Genomic DNA, 19746 nt, shown 5'->3' on the forward strand with positions numbered 1-19746 from the left:
TTTTTTTGCTGCTTACTTTGACTCGACCATCTCTTTGACATCAGAACGGTTGATCTGCTGCTCGTTGCCATTCGCATCTTTATAGCTGATCATGCCGGTATCGTTATCAACTTTAGGCTTGCCGGCAGCCACGATGGTGCGACCATCGTTGGTATGCATGACATAATTGCTTGAACAGGCACTCAGGGTAAAAGCCAGAGTACACACGGCCAGGACTGCGGTAAGTTTTTTCATCTGCTATCTCCTTGTAGATTGATTGCATCAAACCACCCGCGTTACGCTAACCAGAGGCAGCCGATAAGTGAGATCGACTATTAAACGTCCGATCGTTATGCGGGTTTGGTTCAAACCTTGCAATATTCAGCATAACGCGCTTTTCCAGCTTTGCCAGACGCAGACCATTCTTTCAGTGTGGTCCTAATTTTTCTTATCATGGACCCGGCATGACCGCATTTAATCCCACCGCATTCCGCCAGCAGTTTCCCGCGCTCGCCGACGCCGGCGTCTACCTCGACAGCGCCGCGACCACGCTGAAACCGCAGGCCGTGATTGACAGCACGCAGCAGTTTTACAGCCTCAGCGCGGGTACGGTTCATCGCAGCCAGTTTGCTGCGGCGCAGGCCTTAACCCAGCGCTATGAGCAGGCGCGCAATCAGGTTGCTCGCTGGGTTAACGCCGCGGACGATCGAGAGATTGTCTGGACGCGTGGCACCACCGAAGCGATAAACCTGGTGGCGAACAGCTGGCTGCGTCCGCGCCTGCAGCCCGGTGATGAGATCGTGGTGAGTGAGGCTGAGCACCACGCCAACCTGGTTCCCTGGCTGATGGCTGCGCAGGCGTGCGGTGCCCGCGTCGTAAAATGGCCGTTAGGGCCAGATCGTCTGCCCGATATCAGCCTGTTACCCGCTCTGCTTAACAGCCGCACCCGCCTGCTGGCTGTAGGTCAGATGTCGAACGTCACCGGGGGATGCCCCGATCTCGCACAGGCGATTTCACTGGCACATGCCGTGGACGCGAAAGTGATGGTCGATGGCGCGCAGGGGGTGGTGCACTGCCCGCCTGACGTACAGGCGCTGGATATCGACTTTTACGCTTTTTCCGGCCATAAAATTTACGGCCCGATGGGCATTGGCGCGTTATATGGCAAAGCGGAGCTGCTGGAGGCGATGGCGCCCTGGCAGGGCGGCGGTAAGATGATCACGGATGTCGACTTCAATGGTTTCACGCCGCAGCCGGTACCGTGGCGTTTTGAGGCTGGCACCCCGAATGTGGCTGGGGTGGTGGGATTGAGTGCGGCACTGAGCTGGCTGGCGCAGTACGATCTGCCCGAAGCCGAGCGCTGGAGTCAGCAGCTTGCCTCGCTGGCGGAAGAGCAACTGGCAGAACTGCCCGGCTTTCGCAGCTTCCGCTGTGGCAATGCCAGCTTGCTGGCCTTTGAATTCGCAGGTCTGCATCACAGTGACCTGGTAACGCTGCTGGCCGAGCAGGGAATCGCACTGCGCGCCGGTCAGCATTGCGCGCAGCCCTTGCTGGCGGCGCTGGGCGTCAGTGGCACGCTGCGCGCCTCTTTTGCACCCTATAATAATCTGCAGGATGTTGATGCGCTGGTGCGCGCCATGAAGAGCGCCATCGCGCTGTTATCGGAGTTTTGATTATGTGTTCATCGCGGTTAGCGCCACACCCGTTTGGCGAACAGATTACCGTTGCCAGTCTGAAAGAGAGCTTTGGCCGCTTTCATCAGTGGGAAGATCGTTATCGTCAGTTGATCCAGCTGAGCCGCCAGTTACCTGCCTTGTCGGAGGAACTGAAAACAGCGGAAATTGAACTGAGCGGGTGTGAAAACCGGGTCTGGCTGGGCAGCCAGCTGTGTGAGGATGGCTCACTGCATTTCTATGGTGACAGTGAAGGACGGATCGTGCGCGGCCTGCTGGCCGTGCTGCTGACCGCCGTTGAGGGCCAGACGCCGCAGCAATTACTGGCCACCGATCCCTTAACCCTGTTTGATGAGCTGGGGCTGCGTGCCCAGCTCAGCGCCTCACGCAGCAGCGGTCTGCAGGCGCTGGCTGCTGCGGTAGAGCATGCCGCGCGTCAGGCGCTGACCGCATCCTGACGGGCGGCACGTGCCAGAAACTTCTTCAGCGCATGCGAAACGGCCACAAAACCGAACGTCGCGGTCACCATGGTGGCCGCGCCAAAGCCGGATGTGCAATCCATTCTCTTCGGACCCTCTGCCGTGCTGCGTGAAGCACAAACGCTGCCGTCGGCCTGCGGATAGACCAGCGCTTCGGTAGAAAAAACGCAGTCGATGCCAAGTTTGCCCTTGCTGCTTTTCACCACCCCCAGGCTTTTCAGGCGTTCGCGCAGCTTCGCCGCCAGCGGATCCTGAATGGTTTTCGCCAGATCGGCGACCTGGATCTGGGTCGGATCAATCTGTCCGCCCGCGCCACCGGTGGTGATCAGCGGGATCTTATTCCGGCGACACCAGGCGATCAGCGCCGCTTTAGGGCGTACGCTGTCGATCGCGTCGATCACATAGTCGAAACCGGCGGCCATCAGTTCGGCGGTGTTCTCAGGCGTAATAAAGTCATCAATGCAGATCACGTCGCAGTCCGGATTGATCGCCCGTAGCCGCTCTGCCATCACGTCCGTCTTGGCTTTGCCGACATTGCCCTGCAGCGCATGAAGCTGACGGTTAGTGTTGGTAATACAGACGTCATCCATATCTATCAGGGTGATTTTACCAATGCCGGTGCGCACCAGCGCTTCCGCTGCCCAGGAACCCACGCCGCCGATACCAATGACGCAGAAGTGTGCGTCAGCAAAACGTTGCAGCGCATCCTGGCCATAGAGACGCGCCGTGCCGCCAAAGCGCTGATGCCAGGCGTCATTTAACACTTTCATAGTTGAACCTGTTACGTCGTGCGGGCCCGGAGGCCCGCAGAGAAGACATTAGTTAGAGCCGAGAAGCAGTGAACCATTATTACCGTTTTGCGGGCTGGAGAACAGCGGCTGTCCGGCACCCGGTGCGGCTTTGATTACCCAGACGCGTCCGTAGTGATTATAGAAGCCCGCCAGATGCGCGGCATCCGGGCCGATACCCTGATAGATATCAAAGTGTTGTCCCTTAATCGCGCCACCCACATCGAGCGCCACCATCAGGCGCATCTCATATTTGCCGTTGAATTTGCCCTTCTCATTCAACTGCGGCACTTCTGCCAGCAGCACCGTGCCCGCCGGAATAATTGAGCGGTCAGAAGCCACCGAGGCTTTCGCTACCAGCGGAACGGCGCTGGCACCGCGCACCGGCGTAAACGGCTCAGCCTTAAAGAAGACGAATGACGGGTTGGTTTCCAGCAGCGCACGCACTTCCTGCGGTGAGTGCTCCTGCGCCCACTGGCGAATCGCCTGCATCGACATATCTTCGCGCTTCACTTCACCACGGTCGATCAGCTCTTTACCAATACTGTGGTAGCCCCAGCCATTTTTACCGGCGTAACCAAAGAAGGTCATCGGGCGGCCATCGCCAAAGTCGACGTAACCACTGCCCTGCACATCCATCATGAAGTTATCAATCAGCGAGTTGCTGTAGGCAATGACGTAGCGGTCATCAAGTCCGCCACTATAGATAGAGGCGCGGCTCGGTAATTTCTCTCCGCGTTTGCGCGGCGGCATACGGTAGATTGGATACTGGAATTCGCCCTGACGGGTGTAGCGCGCTTCCACGACCGGCGTGTAGTAACCGGTGAACTGCACATTACCGTAGTTATCCGTGCCCTCCATCTGCCAGGCATTCAGGCCATACTGGCGAAGCTGCCGGGTATCAGCACCCGCCATCAGCCAGCTTTCAATGGCGCTGTAAGTGCCGTTCTGACGACTATAAAGAGCGGATGAGGCGGACTGAATCTGGCGCACCTGATCGCCAAAGTCTTTGCCATTAACCGGCGCGCCTTTAGCATTGGGCTGATTCACCAGCGCCAGCGGCTGTTCCAGTTTGCCATCTTTATATTGCTGACCGCGATCGGTCGGTTTAGAGCTACAGGCCGCCAGCAGCGTGATTAACGCGCCAGTGAGTGCATACTTCACCCAATGTGATTTCATTCTCTTCTCTTTTTATAACTGTTCGCCCCGCGACGATAGCAAAGCCCCCGACAGAATGAAATGCATCCGCTTTGACGTAGCGCATATCAGTTCAATAATTAATCAGATGGCTGAATCCTTCAGCAACTGGCTGTTAATTTGGCTTTTATCTTTAAAAAGGGGTTGCATGAATTAGCGCGGAGAGTATAGTGCGCTTCCACGGACGCGGGGTGGAGCAGCCTGGTAGCTCGTCGGGCTCATAACCCGAAGGTCGTCGGTTCAAATCCGGCCCCCGCAACCAATACTTCTGCAGCAGTTTTACAGAAGTCACAGTGTGAGAAGTAACAGAAGCAATACGGACGCGGGGTGGAGCAGCCTGGTAGCTCGTCGGGCTCATAACCCGAAGGTCGTCGGTTCAAATCCGGCCCCCGCAACCAATACTTCTGCAGTCGTTTTACAGAAGTCACAATGTGAAATAAGTATGATACGGACGCGGGGTGGAGCAGCCTGGTAGCTCGTCGGGCTCATAACCCGAAGGTCGTCGGTTCAAATCCGGCCCCCGCAACCAATCATTTAAACACCTGAAAGGGTGTTTTTTTGTTTCTGCCGTTCGCGAATTCCTCTTAAACCTCTCTCCCGCAGATAAATGCGCGGATAGCCGTGACTACCCGCACACCTTTACCGATGGGCCAGTGCCGCCCCACTCTCAACATACGCTTTGATACCGTTCAGAATCGCCTCTGCCACCTGATGCTGATAGCGGGTGGTTCGCAGCTTACGCTCCTCTTCCACATTACTGATGAACGCGGTCTCTACCAGGATTGACGGGATATCCGGGGCTTTCAGCACCGCAAAGCCAGCCTGATCCACGGTGCGTTTGTGCAGATGGTTGATGCGCCCCATACGATGCAGCACCTCTTTACCAAACTTCAGGCTGTCGTGAATCGTCTGCCGCTGCACCATGTCGAACATGGTGTGATCAAGATAGCGGTCGCCGCTTTTGCTGACGCCGCCAATCAGGTCTGATTCATTCTGGGTCTGCGCCAGGAAACGGGCGGCGGCTGAAGTGGCACCGCTGGTGGATAAGGCAAACACCGAAGAGCCGCGTGCTGCCCGACTGGTAAACGCATCCGCATGAATAGACACAAAGAGATCGGCGCGCTGTTTGCGGGCTTTGGCGACCCGGACGCGCAGCGGAATAAAGACATCTTCATTGCGCGTCATATAGGCTTTCATATGGGGCTCTTTATCGATCAGCGCTTTGAGCCGCCGTCCGATCTTCAGCACAATATCTTTCTCGCGGGTCTTATATTTGCCGTGCGCGCCAGGATCTTCTCCACCGTGACCGGGATCGATCATGATGATAATCGGACGATCGCGTCCCGCTTTGCCGGGTAACGGCGCCTGCACCCCTTCATCCTTGTCCAGATCGCCCTGATTATAATCTTTCAGCAGAGCCAGCAGCGGATCGTCTTCCACATGGTTCTGGGTCGGATAGAGATCGACCACCAGCCGGTGATTGATCCCGGCGACCGGTGCCAGATTAAAGATCTTCGGTGCGACGTTGCGCTTCAGCTCCAGAACAACGCGCACCGTGTTGCTGTCGAACTGGCCGACCCGGGCATTTTTGATAAAGGGATCGTCGACCCGTACCTGCTTATCCACCCCTTTCAGGGCCGAATTAAGATGCAGGCCCTGAATATCTATGACGAGACGTTCGGGATTGCTCAGCGCAAACTGCTTGTATTTCAGCGCGACACTGGACTCCAGCGTCATACGCGAATAGGTGGATGAGGGCCAGATACGCACCGCCACAATGTGGTTTTTTGCCGCCAGGCCTGTGCGGCTGACGCTCAACAGCAGTAAGGCGCCTGTCCCCTGTAAAAAACGTCTGCGTGAAAAATGGGAATTACCGTCTGACATGCCGCTCCAGCTGCTGTGTTATGTCTAAAAAAGCGCCAGTTAATCAAATGGCGGCGAAAACTTTATCCAATCCGCAGGATGATGTCACCCCGGAAACCCTAAATAATGCAGGCTGTTAGCGGCTTTGACATCCATAAAAACGTAAATTTTCGTCAGGATTAAGACTTGCAAAATCGGGCGTAAAAGCATAAAAATACAGAAAATACGAATAAACATTCACTGAGGGTTGGCCGTGAAGGAACGTAGTACCGAACTGGTTCAGGGTTTTCGCCATACCGTTCCCTATATCAATGCCCACCGGGGTAAAACCTTTGTCATCATGCTGGGTGGCGAAGCGATTGAGCATGAGAACTTCTCTGGCATCGTTAACGACATCGGCCTGCTGCACAGCCTGGGCATCCGCCTGGTGGTGGTTTATGGCGCACGGCCGCAGATAGACGCCAGCCTGGCTCAGCAGCAGCTGGAACCGGTTTATCATAAATTTACCCGGGTGACCGACGCGCAATCGCTGGAGTTAGTGAAGCAGGCTGCCGGTCGGTTGCAGTTAGATATCACTGCCCGCCTCTCAATGAGTCTTAACAATACCCCACTGCAGGGCGCGCATATCAATGTGGTCAGCGGCAACTTCATTATTTCGCAGCCGCTGGGCGTGGATGATGGCGTGGATTACTGCCACAGCGGGCGTATCCGTCGTATCGATGAAGAGGCGATTCATCGCCAGCTGGATAACGATGCCATCGTGCTGATGGGACCGGTGGCGGTCTCTGTGACCGGCGAGAGCTTTAATCTGACTTCAGAAGAAGTGGCTACCCAACTGGCGATTAAGCTCAAAGCCGAAAAAATGATCGGCTTCTGCTCCGAGCAGGGTGTGCTGAACAGCGACGGTGAAATCATTTCCGAGCTGTTCCCGAACGATGCGCAGGCCCGCATCGACGAGATTGAAAAAGAAGGTGATTATCTTTCTGGCACGGTCCGCTTCCTGCGCGGTGCGGTGAAAGCCTGCCGCAGTGGCGTGCGCCGCAGCCATCTCATCAGCTACCAGGAAGATGGCGCACTGTTGCAGGAGCTCTTCTCACGCGACGGTATCGGTACGCAGATTGTGATGGAGTCGGCCGAGCAGATTCGTCGTGCCAATATCAACGACATCGGCGGTATCCTCGAACTGATCCGTCCGCTGGAGCAGCAGGGTATTCTGGTGCGTCGCTCACGCGAGCAGCTGGAGATGGAGATCGATAAGTTCACGATTATTCAGCGTGACAATCTGACCATCGCCTGTGCCGCCCTCTATCCGTTTATGGATGAGAAGATTGGCGAGATGGCCTGTGTGGCGGTTCATCCTGACTATCGCAGCTCCTCACGCGGAGAAATGCTGCTGCAGCGCGTGGCACTACAGGCGAAGCAGATGGGACTGCAAAAGCTGTTTGTGTTAACCACGCGCAGCATCCACTGGTTCCAGGAGCGCGGCTTTACGCCGGTTGATATCGAGTCACTGCCCGAGAGTAAAAAAGAGATGTACAACTATCAGCGCCGTTCCAAGGTGCTGATGGCCGACCTCACCTGATTCAATCCTGAAGGGACAGGCCACCTGGCGTGGACTGTCCCCCTTCTTCTCAGCCGGTTTCACCCAGTCGTTCCACCAGACCGCTGCGTCGCTGCGTCTGCAACTGCACGGCGCGCTGAAATACGCCCGGTTCGCTGTAAATGGTCAGTTGCTTACGTGCGCGGGTAATCGCGGTATAGACCAGTTCTCGGGTCAGCACCGGCAGAAACTGCGTCGGCATCACCAGCGCAGTGTGGTCGAACTCCGACCCCTGCGATTTATGCACCGTCATCACCCAGGCCGTTTCATGTGAAGGTAACCGGCTCGGCTGGATCGCCTTGATTGACCCATCCGGCAGCGGGAAAAAGACCTTCAGGTTACCCTCTTCATCCCGCAGCGTAATGCCGATATCACCGTTAAACAGGCCGAGCGCACTGTCATTTCGGGTGATCATCACCGGACGCCCGGCATACCAGCGACTGCCGATACCAGGACGCCGGATGCGCTGCAGCTGCATCAGTCGCTGCTCAATTCGCTGGTTCAGGCCCTGCACGCCAAATGGCCCGTCACGTAACGCACACAGCAGCTGATAACGGCCAAAGGCGGCAATCACCTCAGCAGGATCCGCCTGCTGTCGGATAAGCTGCAGGAAGGGCTGATAGCCCTGTGCGACCTCATCCATCATCACCTGATACGCTTCCGCGCTGTTCAGCGTCTGGTAACTGACATCGTCATGGGCCGCAGCAAATACCGCCCTGACCTGCTCTGCATCACCAAGGTTGATCGCTTTTGCCAGCTGGCCGATGCCGGATGAAGCGTCAAAACGATAACTTTTTTGCAGCAGGCAGATGCTGTCGCGCACGACCGGTGCCTGTCCATCGTCACTGCCCTGCAGCGTACAGCCGGTCAGCAGGGCGAGCTGTTCGGCCCGCGCCAGGCTGTAGCCGCTTTCCGTGCAGCGGCAGATATCGCCCAGCACCGCACCGGCTTCAACGGAGGCGAGCTGATCGCGGTCGCCCAGAAACACCACGCGGGCATGGGCAGGCAGCGCGGCGATCAGTTTTGCCATCATCGAGAGATCGACCATCGACGCTTCATCCACTACCAGCACATCAAGATGCAGTGGGTTACCGGCATGGTAGCGTAACCGCTGGGTATCGGGCTGTGCGCCCAGCAGACGATGCAGCGTGGTGGCTTCGGCGGGAAAACGCCGCCGCTCTTCGTCGCTGACCGCCAGATCCTGCAGCGCCCGGCCCAGCGACTCGGTCAGTCGCGCAGCGGCTTTGCCTGTCGGTGCTGCCAGCTGAATCCGCAGCGCGCCGGGATTCAGGCGAATCAGGGCAGCGAGGAGTTTCGCCACGGTGGTGGTTTTACCGGTGCCCGGCCCGCCGGAAATGACCGCCGTCTTGCGGGTCAGCGCCACGGCCGCAGCAATTTTCTGCCAGTTCTCCGGCTGGTCACCAAACAGACTGTTCAGCACGTCACCCGCGGCACGCATATCAAACGCGGTTTTCACGTCCTGCGCAGCAAAAAAGTCGGCGACCCGGCCTTCACTGTGCCATAGCCGATGCAGATACAAACGTTGGTTGCTCAGCACCAGCGGCGTCACCCGACTGCCATTACTGACCGCCGACCAGTCTGCCAGGAGTGATGGCCAGTCATCCGGCTTACCCGCTGCCTGCCAGATGGCCTGGGCCAGCGCAGGCTGACGCCCGGCAAACAGACTGTCTTCACAGAGGTTGCTCAGCGGCAGACAGACGTGACCTTCTCCCGCCTCTGCGCTGATGCAGGCAGCGGCAAGCAGCAGCGCAGGTTGTGATTCTGTCGCCACCAGACGGGCAAACTGAATATCCAGCGGCCGCAGGAGACGCTTCTCAACCGCCTGCAGCAGCAGACTCAGCATGTCACTCATAGCATCTCCCCGGTTTCACCAAACAGCGCATTAATCTCTTCCACAAAAGCTTCGGAAGGTCGGGTGGCAAAAATGCCGTTGTCCGCCGAGCTGCCATCCATCCCGCGTAAAAACAGATAAAACACCCCACCAAAATGGTGCTGATAGTCATAGTCCGGCAGGCGATGCTGCAGATAGCGATGCAGCGCCAGCGTATAGAGCTGATACTGCAGATCGTAGCGGTGGCCAATCATCGCCTGCGCCATCGCCTCGGGCGTATAAGCGGCGTGACTCTCTCCCAGCCAGTTCGATTTATAATCGAGCAGATAATATTTTCCCTGCCAGCGGAAGACCAGATCGATAAAGCCCTTCAGCATGCCGCGCACCTGGCGGAAATCCAGCGGAGCGGCCTGCTGAGAGAGTGTATCGTGACGACGCAGCAGATCGTCAAGATCCGCCGCCGTCAGAAGATTGTTGATCGGCAGATAAAACTCCATCTCGATGAGCCGTTCGCTGCTTTTGATTGCCGACAGCGTCAGCCCCTCCGCATTGAGCGGGGTATGTAACACCCGATCAATCCACTGTTCAATGACCGGTAACCAGCTCAGCGGGTAACCATTGTGCTGCAGCTGATCTTCCAGCCAGATGCGATCCGGCGGTTCGGTAAAATCGATCGACTCAAACAGACCGTGCAGGAAGGTACCGGGTGCCGCTCCGCGAGGAAAGTGATGCGGCGTCAGTGCCGCTTCTTCACCATTTTCTTCTTCGCCCGCTGCGTCGATATCGAAGTTAGGGAGCGCATCCAGCAGTGGCGAACTGTGATGCTGTTGAAGACCGGAGTAACTGGTTACCCGCCAGACATCCGCCAGGGCGCGGGTCACGTCGCGGCTGCTTAGCGCCTCATCACCCTGCTCAGCGTCCCGCCACATTTCGCCCGGCAGCAGATCTTCTTCAACCAGTGCAATCCCTTCACCGGTTAATGCATTGAGTCGCTGGCTGAGCTGCTGCGCATCGGCCGCCTGCCCCTGCTGCACCAGGTAGCCCAGTGCGCTCTTGTGGAGATCGCTTTCGCCCTCTTTTTTACGGGTGCCTTTGATCAGCGGTGCAATGCCAACGCTGCAGTGATAAACGGAACGGGTCAGCGCCACGTAGAGCAGACGCAGATCCTCTGCCAGACGCTCCTCTTCGGCCAGCGCCAGGCTCTGCGCATCACCCTGCACATCGAGCAGCGCCGTGAAGTTGTCGCGATCGTGATAGAGCGCGCTGGCCGCCTCGCGGAACCCGGCAGCAAACGGCAGCCAGACCAGCGGATACTGCAGCCCTTTTGATTTATGGATGGTGATGATCTGCACCAGATGGCGGTCGCTTTCCAGACGCAGCTGCTGGCTGGAGGCCTGGCTGTTTGGCCGGGCAATCTGCTGCGCCAGGAAGCGTACCAGCGCGTGCGGACTCTCCAGCTGCACCGAGGCCTCCTGCAGCAGTTCACCCAGATGCATCAGGTCAGTCAGGCGACGTTCACCGTTCTCCGAGGCCAGCATATTCTCCGCCAGTTGCCGCTTGATCATCACATCACGCAGCATCGGTAACACGCCGCGCTGATGCCACAGCTGCTGCCAGACGGCAAACTGCTCCACCAGCGCATCCCACTCGCGCTCATTCTGTGTCAGCGCGTCCAGCGTCGCCGCATCGATGGCAAAAATCGACGTCGCCAGCGCGCTACGCAGCAGCCGTTCCTGTTCCGGTGCCTGTATCGCCTGCAGCAACCAGAGTAATTCGCGCGCTTCCGGCGTGGTGTAGACGCTGTCACGGCTGGAGAGATAGACCGACGGAATCGACAGTGCATTCAGCGCGTCGCGAATTAAGCCGGCCTCATTGCGACTGCGCACCAGCACAGTGATATCGGAAGCCCGCACTGGCTGCAGCGCCTCACCTTTACCCAGCCAGGCTCGTCCCTGCTGTCCTGCCACCAGCCAGCGGCTGATATCGGCGGCACACTGCTGCGCCATAAACTGCTGGTAGTCACTGTTGCCGACCCCCTCGCCAGGCTGCAGCCAGAAACGTAATGCCGGTTGCTGCTGCTCATCAAAAATCAGCTTCAGTGACTCGTTGGGCGCAGCAGGTTTCACCGGCAGAAAGGGAATCGCCGAAAACAGGAAAGGTGAATCGAGCTGAGAAAAAAGGCGGTTGACGCTCTCTACCATCTCAGGTGAAGAACGCCAGTTAGTATCCAGTGTGTAGTGAGCACTGACTTCGCTTCTGGCCCGCAGATAGGTAAAAATATCCGCGCCGCGAAACGCATAGATCGCCTGCTTGGGATCGCCAATCAGAAACAGCGCCTGCTCCGGCTGATTAATATAGAGCGTGCGGAAGATGCGATACTGCTGTGGATCGGTATCCTGGAATTCATCAATCAGGGCCACCGGGAAACGCGCCCGGATGGTTTCTGCCAGCAACACGCCGCCGGGCTGCTGCAACGCCTCATCCAGTTTACTGAGCAGATCGTCAAAACCTAACAGCGCGCGTAACCGCTTTTCACGCTGTACCGTGGCACGCACATCGGTCAGCGCCTGCGCGATAATCACATCGCGCAGCGACAAGGGTTCTGCCAGAAACTGATCGATCGCCTCAAACAGCGAGTGTCGCGGAGCATCACCTTTTTTGGTTTTCTCATCCAGCACCTGCTGACCAAAGCGTTCCAGCTCTTTCGGCAGCTGATAATCCAGCGTCTCACTGCTGGCCCACTGCGTGACTTTTGCGACCCAGTTGGGCAGATGTTTACTGCTGTAGCTGCGCTTATCCACACCCGAGGCACTGATCATGCCTTCAACATCGGCGCTAAGCGCCTGCCACTGCTGCTTGATGGCCTCAATGCGCGCCAGGTTACGGGCGTGACGTGATGCCAGCGTCTCATCGGCTGCGGGCGGACGTTTCAGGCTGGGTGATTCTCCCTGAAGCCAGGGGCGCAGCGTGGTCAGCAGGCTGTCGGGCCCGCTCCATTCTGCGGCAATGATCCGCGCGACATCCAGACTCAGTGGATAGCACTGACGACGCCAGAAGTCGGCGGTCGACTGTTTCAGCAGCGCCTGCTCATCTTCAATTAACTCCTGCTCAAACAGCATGCCCGATTCAAAGGCGTTGAGATTGAGCATCCGCTGACAGAAGCCGTGAATGGTGAAGATGGCGGCTTCATCCATCTGCCGTTCAGCAGCCAGCAGTTGCGCGGCGGCCTGACTCAAATCGGGCATCTGCTCCAGCAGTAACTGGTGCATCGGGTTGCTGCTTTTGCCGCGGATACAGGCCAGACGCAGCTGATGAATATTCTCGCGGATGCGCCCGCGCAGCTCCGCAGTGGCGGCCTCGGTGAAGGTCACCACTAAAATTTCTTCTACCGAAAGCGGGCGGCTGTAGGCGTTTTCTCCGCCCAGCCCCAGCAGCAGGCGCAGATAGAGCAGACCAATGGTAAAGGTTTTTCCGGTGCCCGCTGACGCCTCAATCAGCCGCTCGCCTCTAAGCGGCAGCGTTAAAGGATTCAGCGAGACGGGCGGTAATTGCATCATTGGGTCTCACTCTTTACCGGCAGCGACTGCTGCAGTTGCGCCACTTCATTCCAGGTTTTCCAGCCAGGCTGGCGGGCAAATTCAGTTTTGCCAGTGCCGGTGCCGGCAATCTGCGAGGTCATTACCATGCCCTTGTGTTCAATCACGGCCTGCCGGAAAAAGTCTGCCAGGCTGGCCGGGGTTAACTGCTGAACCTGCTCGATCACTTTTTGCCGGGTATTAAAGTGATCATTCTGCCGATCAAAGTCGCGGCTAAAACGATCCGCTTCCTCAAAAAGCGTCTGAGGACGCTGCTGCAAATCGTTGATCATCGCCTGCTGGTACTGGGCAAAATCTGCCTTACTCATGCTGCGTAATCGTTTTTCTGCCTGTGGATAGAAGGCTTTATAACGCTGCAACAGCCAGTCCGGTTGTTTGCTGTTACTTTGCAGCAGGAAGCCGACACCCCACTGTCGGCCCACCGGCATCTGGAAGGCAAACACCGCATAGCCGAGCTGCTCTTTAGTACGCAGCTGATTGTAGAACCACGGCTGAACGATCTGGCTCAGCATCGAGCTGTGCGCCATGCTCTGATATTCACCATATCCCAGTGGAACATAGAGAGCGGCAAGAGCGGAGTCGGTGCTGCTACCCTGCTGTTGCAGGTTGGCTTTCAGCGGTTTTTTAATCGTCACATACTGGCTGTGCCAGTCGCGGGTCGCATTACTCTGCATCTGCTGCTTAAGCTCATGTCCCAGCTGCGTCACGCTGTCAGCACTGAGATTACCCACCACCAGCATCTCTGGCGTCGCGTCGCGGAACAGCGTATCGCGATAGGTCGTCACATCCTTAAGTGAGATTGTGCTGACCAGCTTGCGGCGGGTCTCGCGCTGGGTATAAGGCAGCTGCGACAGCAGTTGCATCGGCTGAATCGCCTGCTCAAACGCTTTGCCTTTTTCCGCCGCGTCCAGCCGCTCCAGATACCAGGATTTGGCCTGCTCCAGCTGCTGTTCTGTCGGCTGGAAGGTGGCATAGCCCTCTACCAGTTTCTTCAGCAGCGTCGGCAGACGTTGCGTGAAACCGTTGGCGCTGAACACCAGCCCCTGATCTTCACCGGTTGAAAAGCTGATGCCGCCCACCGAGGCCTGCGAGTTAAGCTCGTCCAGTGCCAGGCTGGAGAGGTAGTCATTCAGGCCAAACAGCACCTGCTGACGGGCGTCGCTGATGGCATTTTTATTGCGTAACGCCAGGGTTATCGCCGCTTTAGGCTCGCTGGCGTAATAACGACTGGGCATCCAGTAAATGCGCATACCATCATGGTTATCCAGCTTCACCGGGTGCTGATACGTTTTTCCGTCCGACGGCAACAGGGTGAAGTCGTCCGGGATATAGGGGTTCAGCACGGGCATCGCCAGCGTGATCTGGCTGGCGCGTTGCTGCCAGTCGGCAAAGGTTTGTGGCGTAATTTTCTCAACCTGATAAGGCGCATCCACAAAATAGGCGGTTTTGTTATGCGGCTCCTGCGGGCTGATATACCAGATGCGCGAATGCTGCGGGGTCATCTCGTCCAGCCGGGCTTTGATCGCAGCGGCATCGTACTGATCCGCCAGATAGGGCGCATCCAGCGTGTGTTCAACCGGCACGCGGAGCATGGTATCAACCAGCCATTCGATGTAATCCATATCGCGGGTGATAGAGGGATAGCGGAAGTCGAGCGCCAGCACGTGTGAAACTTCATCGAAATAGCGCTTATCATCGGCCTGCTGACGCAGCAGATTGATGTAGCTGAATATGGCCGCTACCACTTCGTCACGCTGTGCCAGGCCTTTATCAGTGAGTGACGCGGTAATCGCAAATACGCCACTGTTACGCTCGGTCATCGGGTCAGCGCCCGCATTGACCCCGTCGGCCAGCCCCTGCTTTTGCAGCCAGTCAGTCAGCGTGTTTTTGCTGCGGTTACTGATTAAATAGCTAATCAGCGTGTCGGTCTTACTGCGGAAGCTGTCGCTGTTATTGGCAATGCGAAATTCAATTTTGAGCTGCTTACGCGGCTGGGCCGGAACGTAATGAATGATGACGCCCTGCTGTGCATCCGTCACCACCGGCACCGTAATCTCCGGCACGCTGGCGTCATGATTTTGCACCCGGCCAAAGGTTTTAGCCGCAATCGATGCCATCTCTGGCAGCGGTTTGTTGCTGTAGATCACCGCCTTCATCAGGTTGGCGGAGTAATGCTTGTGATAAAAATCCAGCAGCGCCTGATGCAGTTTGCTGCCGGGCTTATCTTTCAGTGTTTCAAGATTGCCGCCCGAGAAACGTGACGCCGGATGCGCCGGGTTCAGGGTTTCAGCACCCACCTGGGCCATGCGCAGGCCATCGCGCGAGCGCGCCATGGTCAGCTCGGCGTTCACGGCGTGGCGTTCTCGATCGGCGTTAACCGGATCCAGCAGCGGCTCTGCCACCGCATCCGCCAGGCGATCAACCGCCGGTTCCAGCGAATCGTTTTCCACTTCCAGGTAAAAAGCGGTGCGGTAAGAAGCGGTGCTGGCGTTATGGCTGCCGCCATGCTTTTTCAGAAATTCGGCCAGGTTGTCCGGCTGCGGGTAGCGCTTTGAGCCCATCAGCACCATATGCTCGAGGTAGTGTGCCAGTCCCGCCTGCTGATCGGGATCGTCCAGCGATCCTATCGGTAGCGTCAGCGCCGCCAGCGATTTCGGTGCCACAGGATCGGAAACCAGTAACACCGTCATCCCGTTGTCGAGCCGGATCGCCTGATAGTGGCGCGGATCCTGTTCACTTTTGCGAATAGTGTCGTTAACTGGCTGCCAGCCTGATGATGTCTGCGCCTGTGCTGTGCAAGCCACCAGGCTTAACAATAGCGCCGCTATCCAGCGTGCATGTACCCGCATGTAAACCCCTCTCGTTTCCCGATAAACCGCCAATCTCTGACACGGCGGCTCAAAGCAGAGCAAAATTTCTGTGTAATAAGCCAGCTAGCAAAAATGCCTTCTGACCTGCTATTCATCATCCTGATGTGCAGCCAGCACCGGTAAATACCAGCGCTGTGCCGCCTCAGTTATCTGCTGCAGTTGTGGCTCATCCAGCACACGGCAAAGACGCTGCAGATAGGGATCGCCGCCCTCGCCCTCAACCTGATAGTTACCCTGCCAGGCGGTCAGCAGTCGATTACGCGCTTTGAGCTGCGTCGCTTCATCGGTCAGCAACTGCTGGCTTTTTTTGTCATAGCTGGCGGTCAGCCACGCGCCGCCACTCTTGTTAAGCAGCATCAGCGGCTGGCGCATACCGGCGAGATAGCCTGTGACATATTCATTCAGCGCAGCGATCGCCTCAGCCTGCGGTACGGCGAGGAAACACCAGCGGCTCTGCTGCCGGCCAAACATCCGGCTGCTGCCGGTGCCGCCCAGCGCGCAGTAGACCAGATGCTCCAGCCAGAGTAACAGTCCGTCGTTCATATTGAGCACGCCCGGCCGCCAGCGCAGTAATCCGTCACTCTGCACCTGCGTCAGCCAGCCGGTTAAGCTGACCTGCTCCAGCTGCAGGTTTACTTCCCAGCTCTCGCCATCACTGCGCTGAGTGACCACTTCAGCAGCCACTTCCTGCATCTCATCACGCTGCGCCTGCCAGAACAGCTCACCGAACGCGCCGTAAGGCAGATTACCGGCCGCGCGATGGTGCGCATAAAGCCGCTGGGTGTCCTCGCCTTCGACCAGGGCATTCAGCAGCTGCGCGTTGATCTGGTAACGCTCCAGGTTGTCGAGCGCAAACGGCTCGCTGTCGGGCAGTTCGTTCTCCTCCAGCCAGAAACTCACGCCGAGCCGCTGGTGGAACCAGGCGCGGACCGGATGCCGCCAGAAACGCAGAAACGCTTCCAGCGTCAGCGCATCAATTAACGGCGCTTCCAGCGGCTGAACAAAATCGGGTTGCGGCTGCCCTGCTCCCTGCGCCGCAGGCAGCCACTCACGGGCAAAACTCTGCAATCTGGCAGCCGGCTGGAAGTTCTCTGCAGCAAAGGGCATCCGGCTGTGCAGGTGCTGCAGGTGCATCCGCACCCGTTCGGCACTTTCATCCAGCTCAAGATGACCGTCGCCCTCCAGATAAAAACTCTGTCCAATGTAATCCAGCAGTTCTGTGACCAGCACCGACGGGTAGCGTTCCGTATTATCCTGAATCGCCCGGCCGATATAACTGATGTAGAGCTGCTGCTGTGCCGAAATCATCGCCTCCAGGAAGAGATAGCGATCATCATCACGGCGGCTGCGGTCACCTTTGCGGGACTGCTGCTGCATCAGGTCAAAGCCCAACGGTGCCAGGGTCCGGGGATAAACGCCGTCGTTCATGCCAAGCAGACAGACCAGCTGAAAAGGAATGGAGCGCATCGGCATCAGGGTGCAGAAGTTAATCTGTCCGGCCAGAAAACGCTGGCTGATGCGCTGCTGATCAAGGCGGCTACGCAGATCATCGCGCAGCAGCGCCACCGGAATCGCCTCTTCAAAGCGCGCATCCATCCCATATTCGATTAATTGCTGCCACTGCTCTTCCACCAGCAGCAGGGCAGCCTCGGTTTCTGCATCGGGGCTGAAAAAGGCGTTCAGCAATTCCCGGCACAGTGGCAGCCAGGCGACCAGCGGACGGGGTTCGGCCAGCAGCTGTCGCCAGTGATTAAGCCGGGAGAGCAGCTCAGCCAGATGTCCCGCCAGTTCCCCCACCAGACCACTCGACTCGTCATAAGGCAGAATCCCTTCCCAGTCACCGTTGTGGCTCTCCATTGCATAGCCCAGCAGCATACGCTGCAGGCCAAAGCGCCAGGTGTGCTGGCCGGTAATCGGAAGTGACAGCGCTTCTACGCTGGCATCATCCAGCCCCCAGCGCACACCCGATTCGCTGACCCAGCGCCGGAGTAAGCGCAGGCCACTTTCATCAATAGAGAAGTGAGCAGCCAGCGCCGGAACATCCAGCAGCGCCAGAACATCCTCTGAGACAAAACGGCTGTCCGGCAGTGCCAGCAGATTCAGAAATGCCACAATGGCCGGATGCGCCTGACTGGCCCGCCGGTCTGAAATCGCAAACGGCAGGTAGCGATCGGCGGGTGCGTTGGCGAACACTGCCTGAATAAACGGCGCGTAGGCGTCGATATCGGCCACCATGACGATAATGTCACGCGCTTTCAGCGTCGGATCGGCCTCCATCATCGCCAGCAGATGATCCTGCAATACTTCGACTTCACGCTGGGCGCTGTGGCAGACCTGAACCGCAATGGAGCGGTCCTCCGGATCCAGACAGCGCTTCTGATCGCTGTGCGCCAGTTCCGCCGCATTCAGCCCGATGACGGCGTTATCCTGCAGGTTGAGAAGATCGTGCTGCATGCAGTGCAGCAGGTTATCTGGCTCCACATCCACAAACGCATCAATATCGTCGTTTGACTCCATCTGACTGAGCAGAAACAGGTTATCGCGCCCCAGCTTGCCCCATGAGGCAAGCAGCGGGTTAGTGAGCTGCTGTTCACCAGCGTCGTTAAACAGCGCCGGAGCCTGCTCTGCATCCCGGAAAAGTCCGCGTGATTCATCGGCACCATGACGTCGGCGCTGACGGCTCTGCAGTTTCGCCAGAAACGCATAGTCCTGAATGTCGCCCCAGTAGTCGCGGCAGGGATTGGTGAACAGCAGATGGATGTCGATGTGTCGTCCCAGCGCCTGCAACGCCTGCAGATAGACCGGCGGTAGCGCAGAAATACCACAGATGAAGACCCGTTTCGGCAGATTTTCCGGCGTAGTTTTCGCCTGCTCCAGCGTCTGGATAAATCGCGAATAGAGGTTGGCACGGTGCCATTCGGGCTGGCGCAGCGCCTGGGTGTAACTTACCAGATCGCGCCACAGTGCGGCCTGCCAGCGCTGCGCTTCGCCCAGTCCGTCAATGGTTTCGCCACGCTCCCAGCTGTTGAGCCAGTCGGCACGATAAACCAGATACTGGTCGAACAGATCGGCCACGCGTGAACTGAGCTGATACAGTTTTCGCTTGTCGCCGTCGTCATGGAGATAGTGGCGTAAAGAGACAAACTCTTCCTGTTCGAGCATCACCGGCAGCCGATGCATCAGCTTCCAGCCCATGCTGGCCTTGCTGAAAGCACTTTCTACCGGGATATCGGGCAGTACGCGGACGAACATCTCCCAGATAAAACTGGCAGGCAGCGGGAATTCGATATTGGCCGCAATGCCAAAGGTTTGCGCCAGCTCCATCTGCAGCCATTGCGCCATTCCCGGGCTCTGTACCAGCACCATTTCTGAGGCGAAAGGATCATCAAGAGGATCATGTTTAATCACCGCCGCCGCCAGAATCTTCAGCACATCAAGCTGATTTGAGTGATAAACGTGAAACATGAAAACTCCTGTGATAACTCAGAACGTGACTACGGTATTGCGGCTCTGTCACTTTACCGCGTATCGCGGTTGAAACCCATCAAAAGGGCGACCCGCGACCTTTAACATCGCAGCCGTGTCAGAGTAGCGCGGCGCTGATAAGGCCCCGTCACGTCAGCCCGCTCCAGGGTGCAGCCTGAAGGGCCGCTCTGCTGCTGCAGCGTCGATGTCCAGCCCGCAACGTCATGCCCTGCCAGGCGCTGCTCAGCCACCCGCCATGCCTCGCGCTGATACCACTGCTGACTGAATCCCAGCGCCAGTGCGCGATGATAGTGCAACAGCGTGCTGCTGCTTAATGCCATTAACAGCAGAGCAAACAACACTTCCAGCAGACTGAATCCGCCG

Annotated in this window: 12 protein-coding genes and 3 tRNA genes; 6 read left to right on the forward strand and 9 right to left on the reverse strand. The window is 57.6% G+C overall.

Translation table 11 applies throughout. The annotated features are described in order from the left end of the window. Window positions 1–12 precede the first annotated feature (12 nt). Window positions 13–234 carry a YgdI/YgdR family lipoprotein gene (locus AC6I8E_RS14815; protein WP_003854643.1) on the reverse strand — a complete coding sequence of 74 codons (222 nt, stop codon included), beginning with the start codon at window positions 232–234 and terminating at the stop codon, window positions 13–15. Window positions 235–443: 209 nt separating this feature from the next. Here AC6I8E_RS14815 and csdA point away from each other — a divergent pair, with 209 nt between their 5' ends. Together csdA and csdE are read left to right on the forward strand one after the other, a co-directional pair. Then, complete coding sequence (csdA, locus tag AC6I8E_RS14820; RefSeq protein ID WP_497824175.1) at window positions 444–1652, forward strand: cysteine desulfurase CsdA; 1209 nt, start codon at window positions 444–446, stop codon at window positions 1650–1652. 2 nt (window positions 1653–1654) lie between these two features. Then, window positions 1655–2110 (forward strand): cysteine desulfurase sulfur acceptor subunit CsdE, encoded by a 456-nt coding sequence (csdE, locus tag AC6I8E_RS14825; protein WP_497824176.1) that lies wholly within the window; start codon window positions 1655–1657, stop codon window positions 2108–2110. On the opposite strand, the gene tcdA is transcribed toward csdE, so the two are convergent. Next, window positions 2089–2901, reverse strand: coding sequence for a tRNA cyclic N6-threonylcarbamoyladenosine(37) synthase TcdA (gene tcdA, locus AC6I8E_RS14830; RefSeq protein WP_497824177.1), 813 nt, complete (start codon window positions 2899–2901; stop codon window positions 2089–2091). The genes csdE and tcdA overlap by 22 nt on opposite strands. A gap of 48 nt (window positions 2902–2949) precedes the next feature. Next, the gene (mltA, locus tag AC6I8E_RS14835; protein ID WP_013358905.1) at window positions 2950–4098 is read right to left on the reverse strand and encodes a murein transglycosylase A; all 1149 of its coding nucleotides are present in this window, start codon (window positions 4096–4098) and stop codon (window positions 2950–2952) included. 203 nt (window positions 4099–4301) lie between these two features. On the opposite strand from mltA, the gene AC6I8E_RS14840 reads away from it, so the two are divergent. The 3 genes from AC6I8E_RS14840 to AC6I8E_RS14850 all read left to right on the forward strand — a co-directional run bounded on the left by AC6I8E_RS14840 (window position 4302) and on the right by AC6I8E_RS14850 (window position 4645). After that, window positions 4302–4378: transfer RNA gene (locus tag AC6I8E_RS14840), tRNA-Met, on the forward strand. 59 nt (window positions 4379–4437) lie between these two features. Next, window positions 4438–4514: transfer RNA gene (locus AC6I8E_RS14845), tRNA-Met, on the forward strand. A 54-nt stretch (window positions 4515–4568) separates the two neighbouring features. Continuing rightward, window positions 4569–4645: transfer RNA gene (locus AC6I8E_RS14850), tRNA-Met, on the forward strand. Between the two features lie 110 nt (window positions 4646–4755). Here AC6I8E_RS14850 and amiC read toward each other — a convergent pair. After that, window positions 4756–6000: an N-acetylmuramoyl-L-alanine amidase AmiC gene (gene amiC / locus AC6I8E_RS14855; protein WP_013358906.1), complete on the reverse strand. Its 1245-nt coding sequence runs from the start codon at window positions 5998–6000 to the stop codon at window positions 4756–4758. Between the two features lie 232 nt (window positions 6001–6232). On the opposite strand from amiC, the gene argA reads away from it, so the two are divergent. Continuing rightward, window positions 6233–7561 (forward strand): amino-acid N-acetyltransferase, encoded by a 1329-nt coding sequence (gene argA, locus AC6I8E_RS14860; RefSeq protein WP_013358908.1) that lies wholly within the window; start codon window positions 6233–6235, stop codon window positions 7559–7561. Between the two features lie 49 nt (window positions 7562–7610). Here argA and recD read toward each other — a convergent pair whose 3' ends face one another. From recD to AC6I8E_RS14885, 5 genes are all read right to left on the reverse strand, one after another. Next, on the reverse strand, window positions 7611–9452 hold the full coding sequence (gene recD, locus AC6I8E_RS14865; protein ID WP_497824178.1) for an exodeoxyribonuclease V subunit alpha: 1842 nt from the start codon (window positions 9450–9452) through the stop codon (window positions 7611–7613). After that, entirely contained in the window at window positions 9449–12988 is a 3540-nt protein-coding gene (recB, locus tag AC6I8E_RS14870) for an exodeoxyribonuclease V subunit beta (protein WP_497824179.1), read from the reverse strand. The genes recD and recB overlap by 4 nt, the downstream gene beginning before the upstream one ends. After that, on the reverse strand, window positions 12985–15876 hold the full coding sequence (gene ptrA, locus AC6I8E_RS14875; RefSeq protein ID WP_033783987.1) for a pitrilysin: 2892 nt from the start codon (window positions 15874–15876) through the stop codon (window positions 12985–12987). The genes recB and ptrA overlap by 4 nt, the downstream gene beginning before the upstream one ends. Before the next feature lie 108 nt (window positions 15877–15984). Next, window positions 15985–19362: an exodeoxyribonuclease V subunit gamma gene (recC, locus tag AC6I8E_RS14880; protein ID WP_497824180.1), complete on the reverse strand. Its 3378-nt coding sequence runs from the start codon at window positions 19360–19362 to the stop codon at window positions 15985–15987. A 101-nt stretch (window positions 19363–19463) separates the two neighbouring features. Further along, window positions 19464–19724 carry a prepilin-type N-terminal cleavage/methylation domain-containing protein gene (locus AC6I8E_RS14885; protein ID WP_013358913.1) on the reverse strand — a complete coding sequence of 87 codons (261 nt, stop codon included), beginning with the start codon at window positions 19722–19724 and terminating at the stop codon, window positions 19464–19466. Window positions 19725–19746: the final 22 nt, after the last annotated feature.

The sequence above is a fragment of the Pantoea sp. X-Soil-YNGN-785 genome (genome assembly GCF_059730585.1).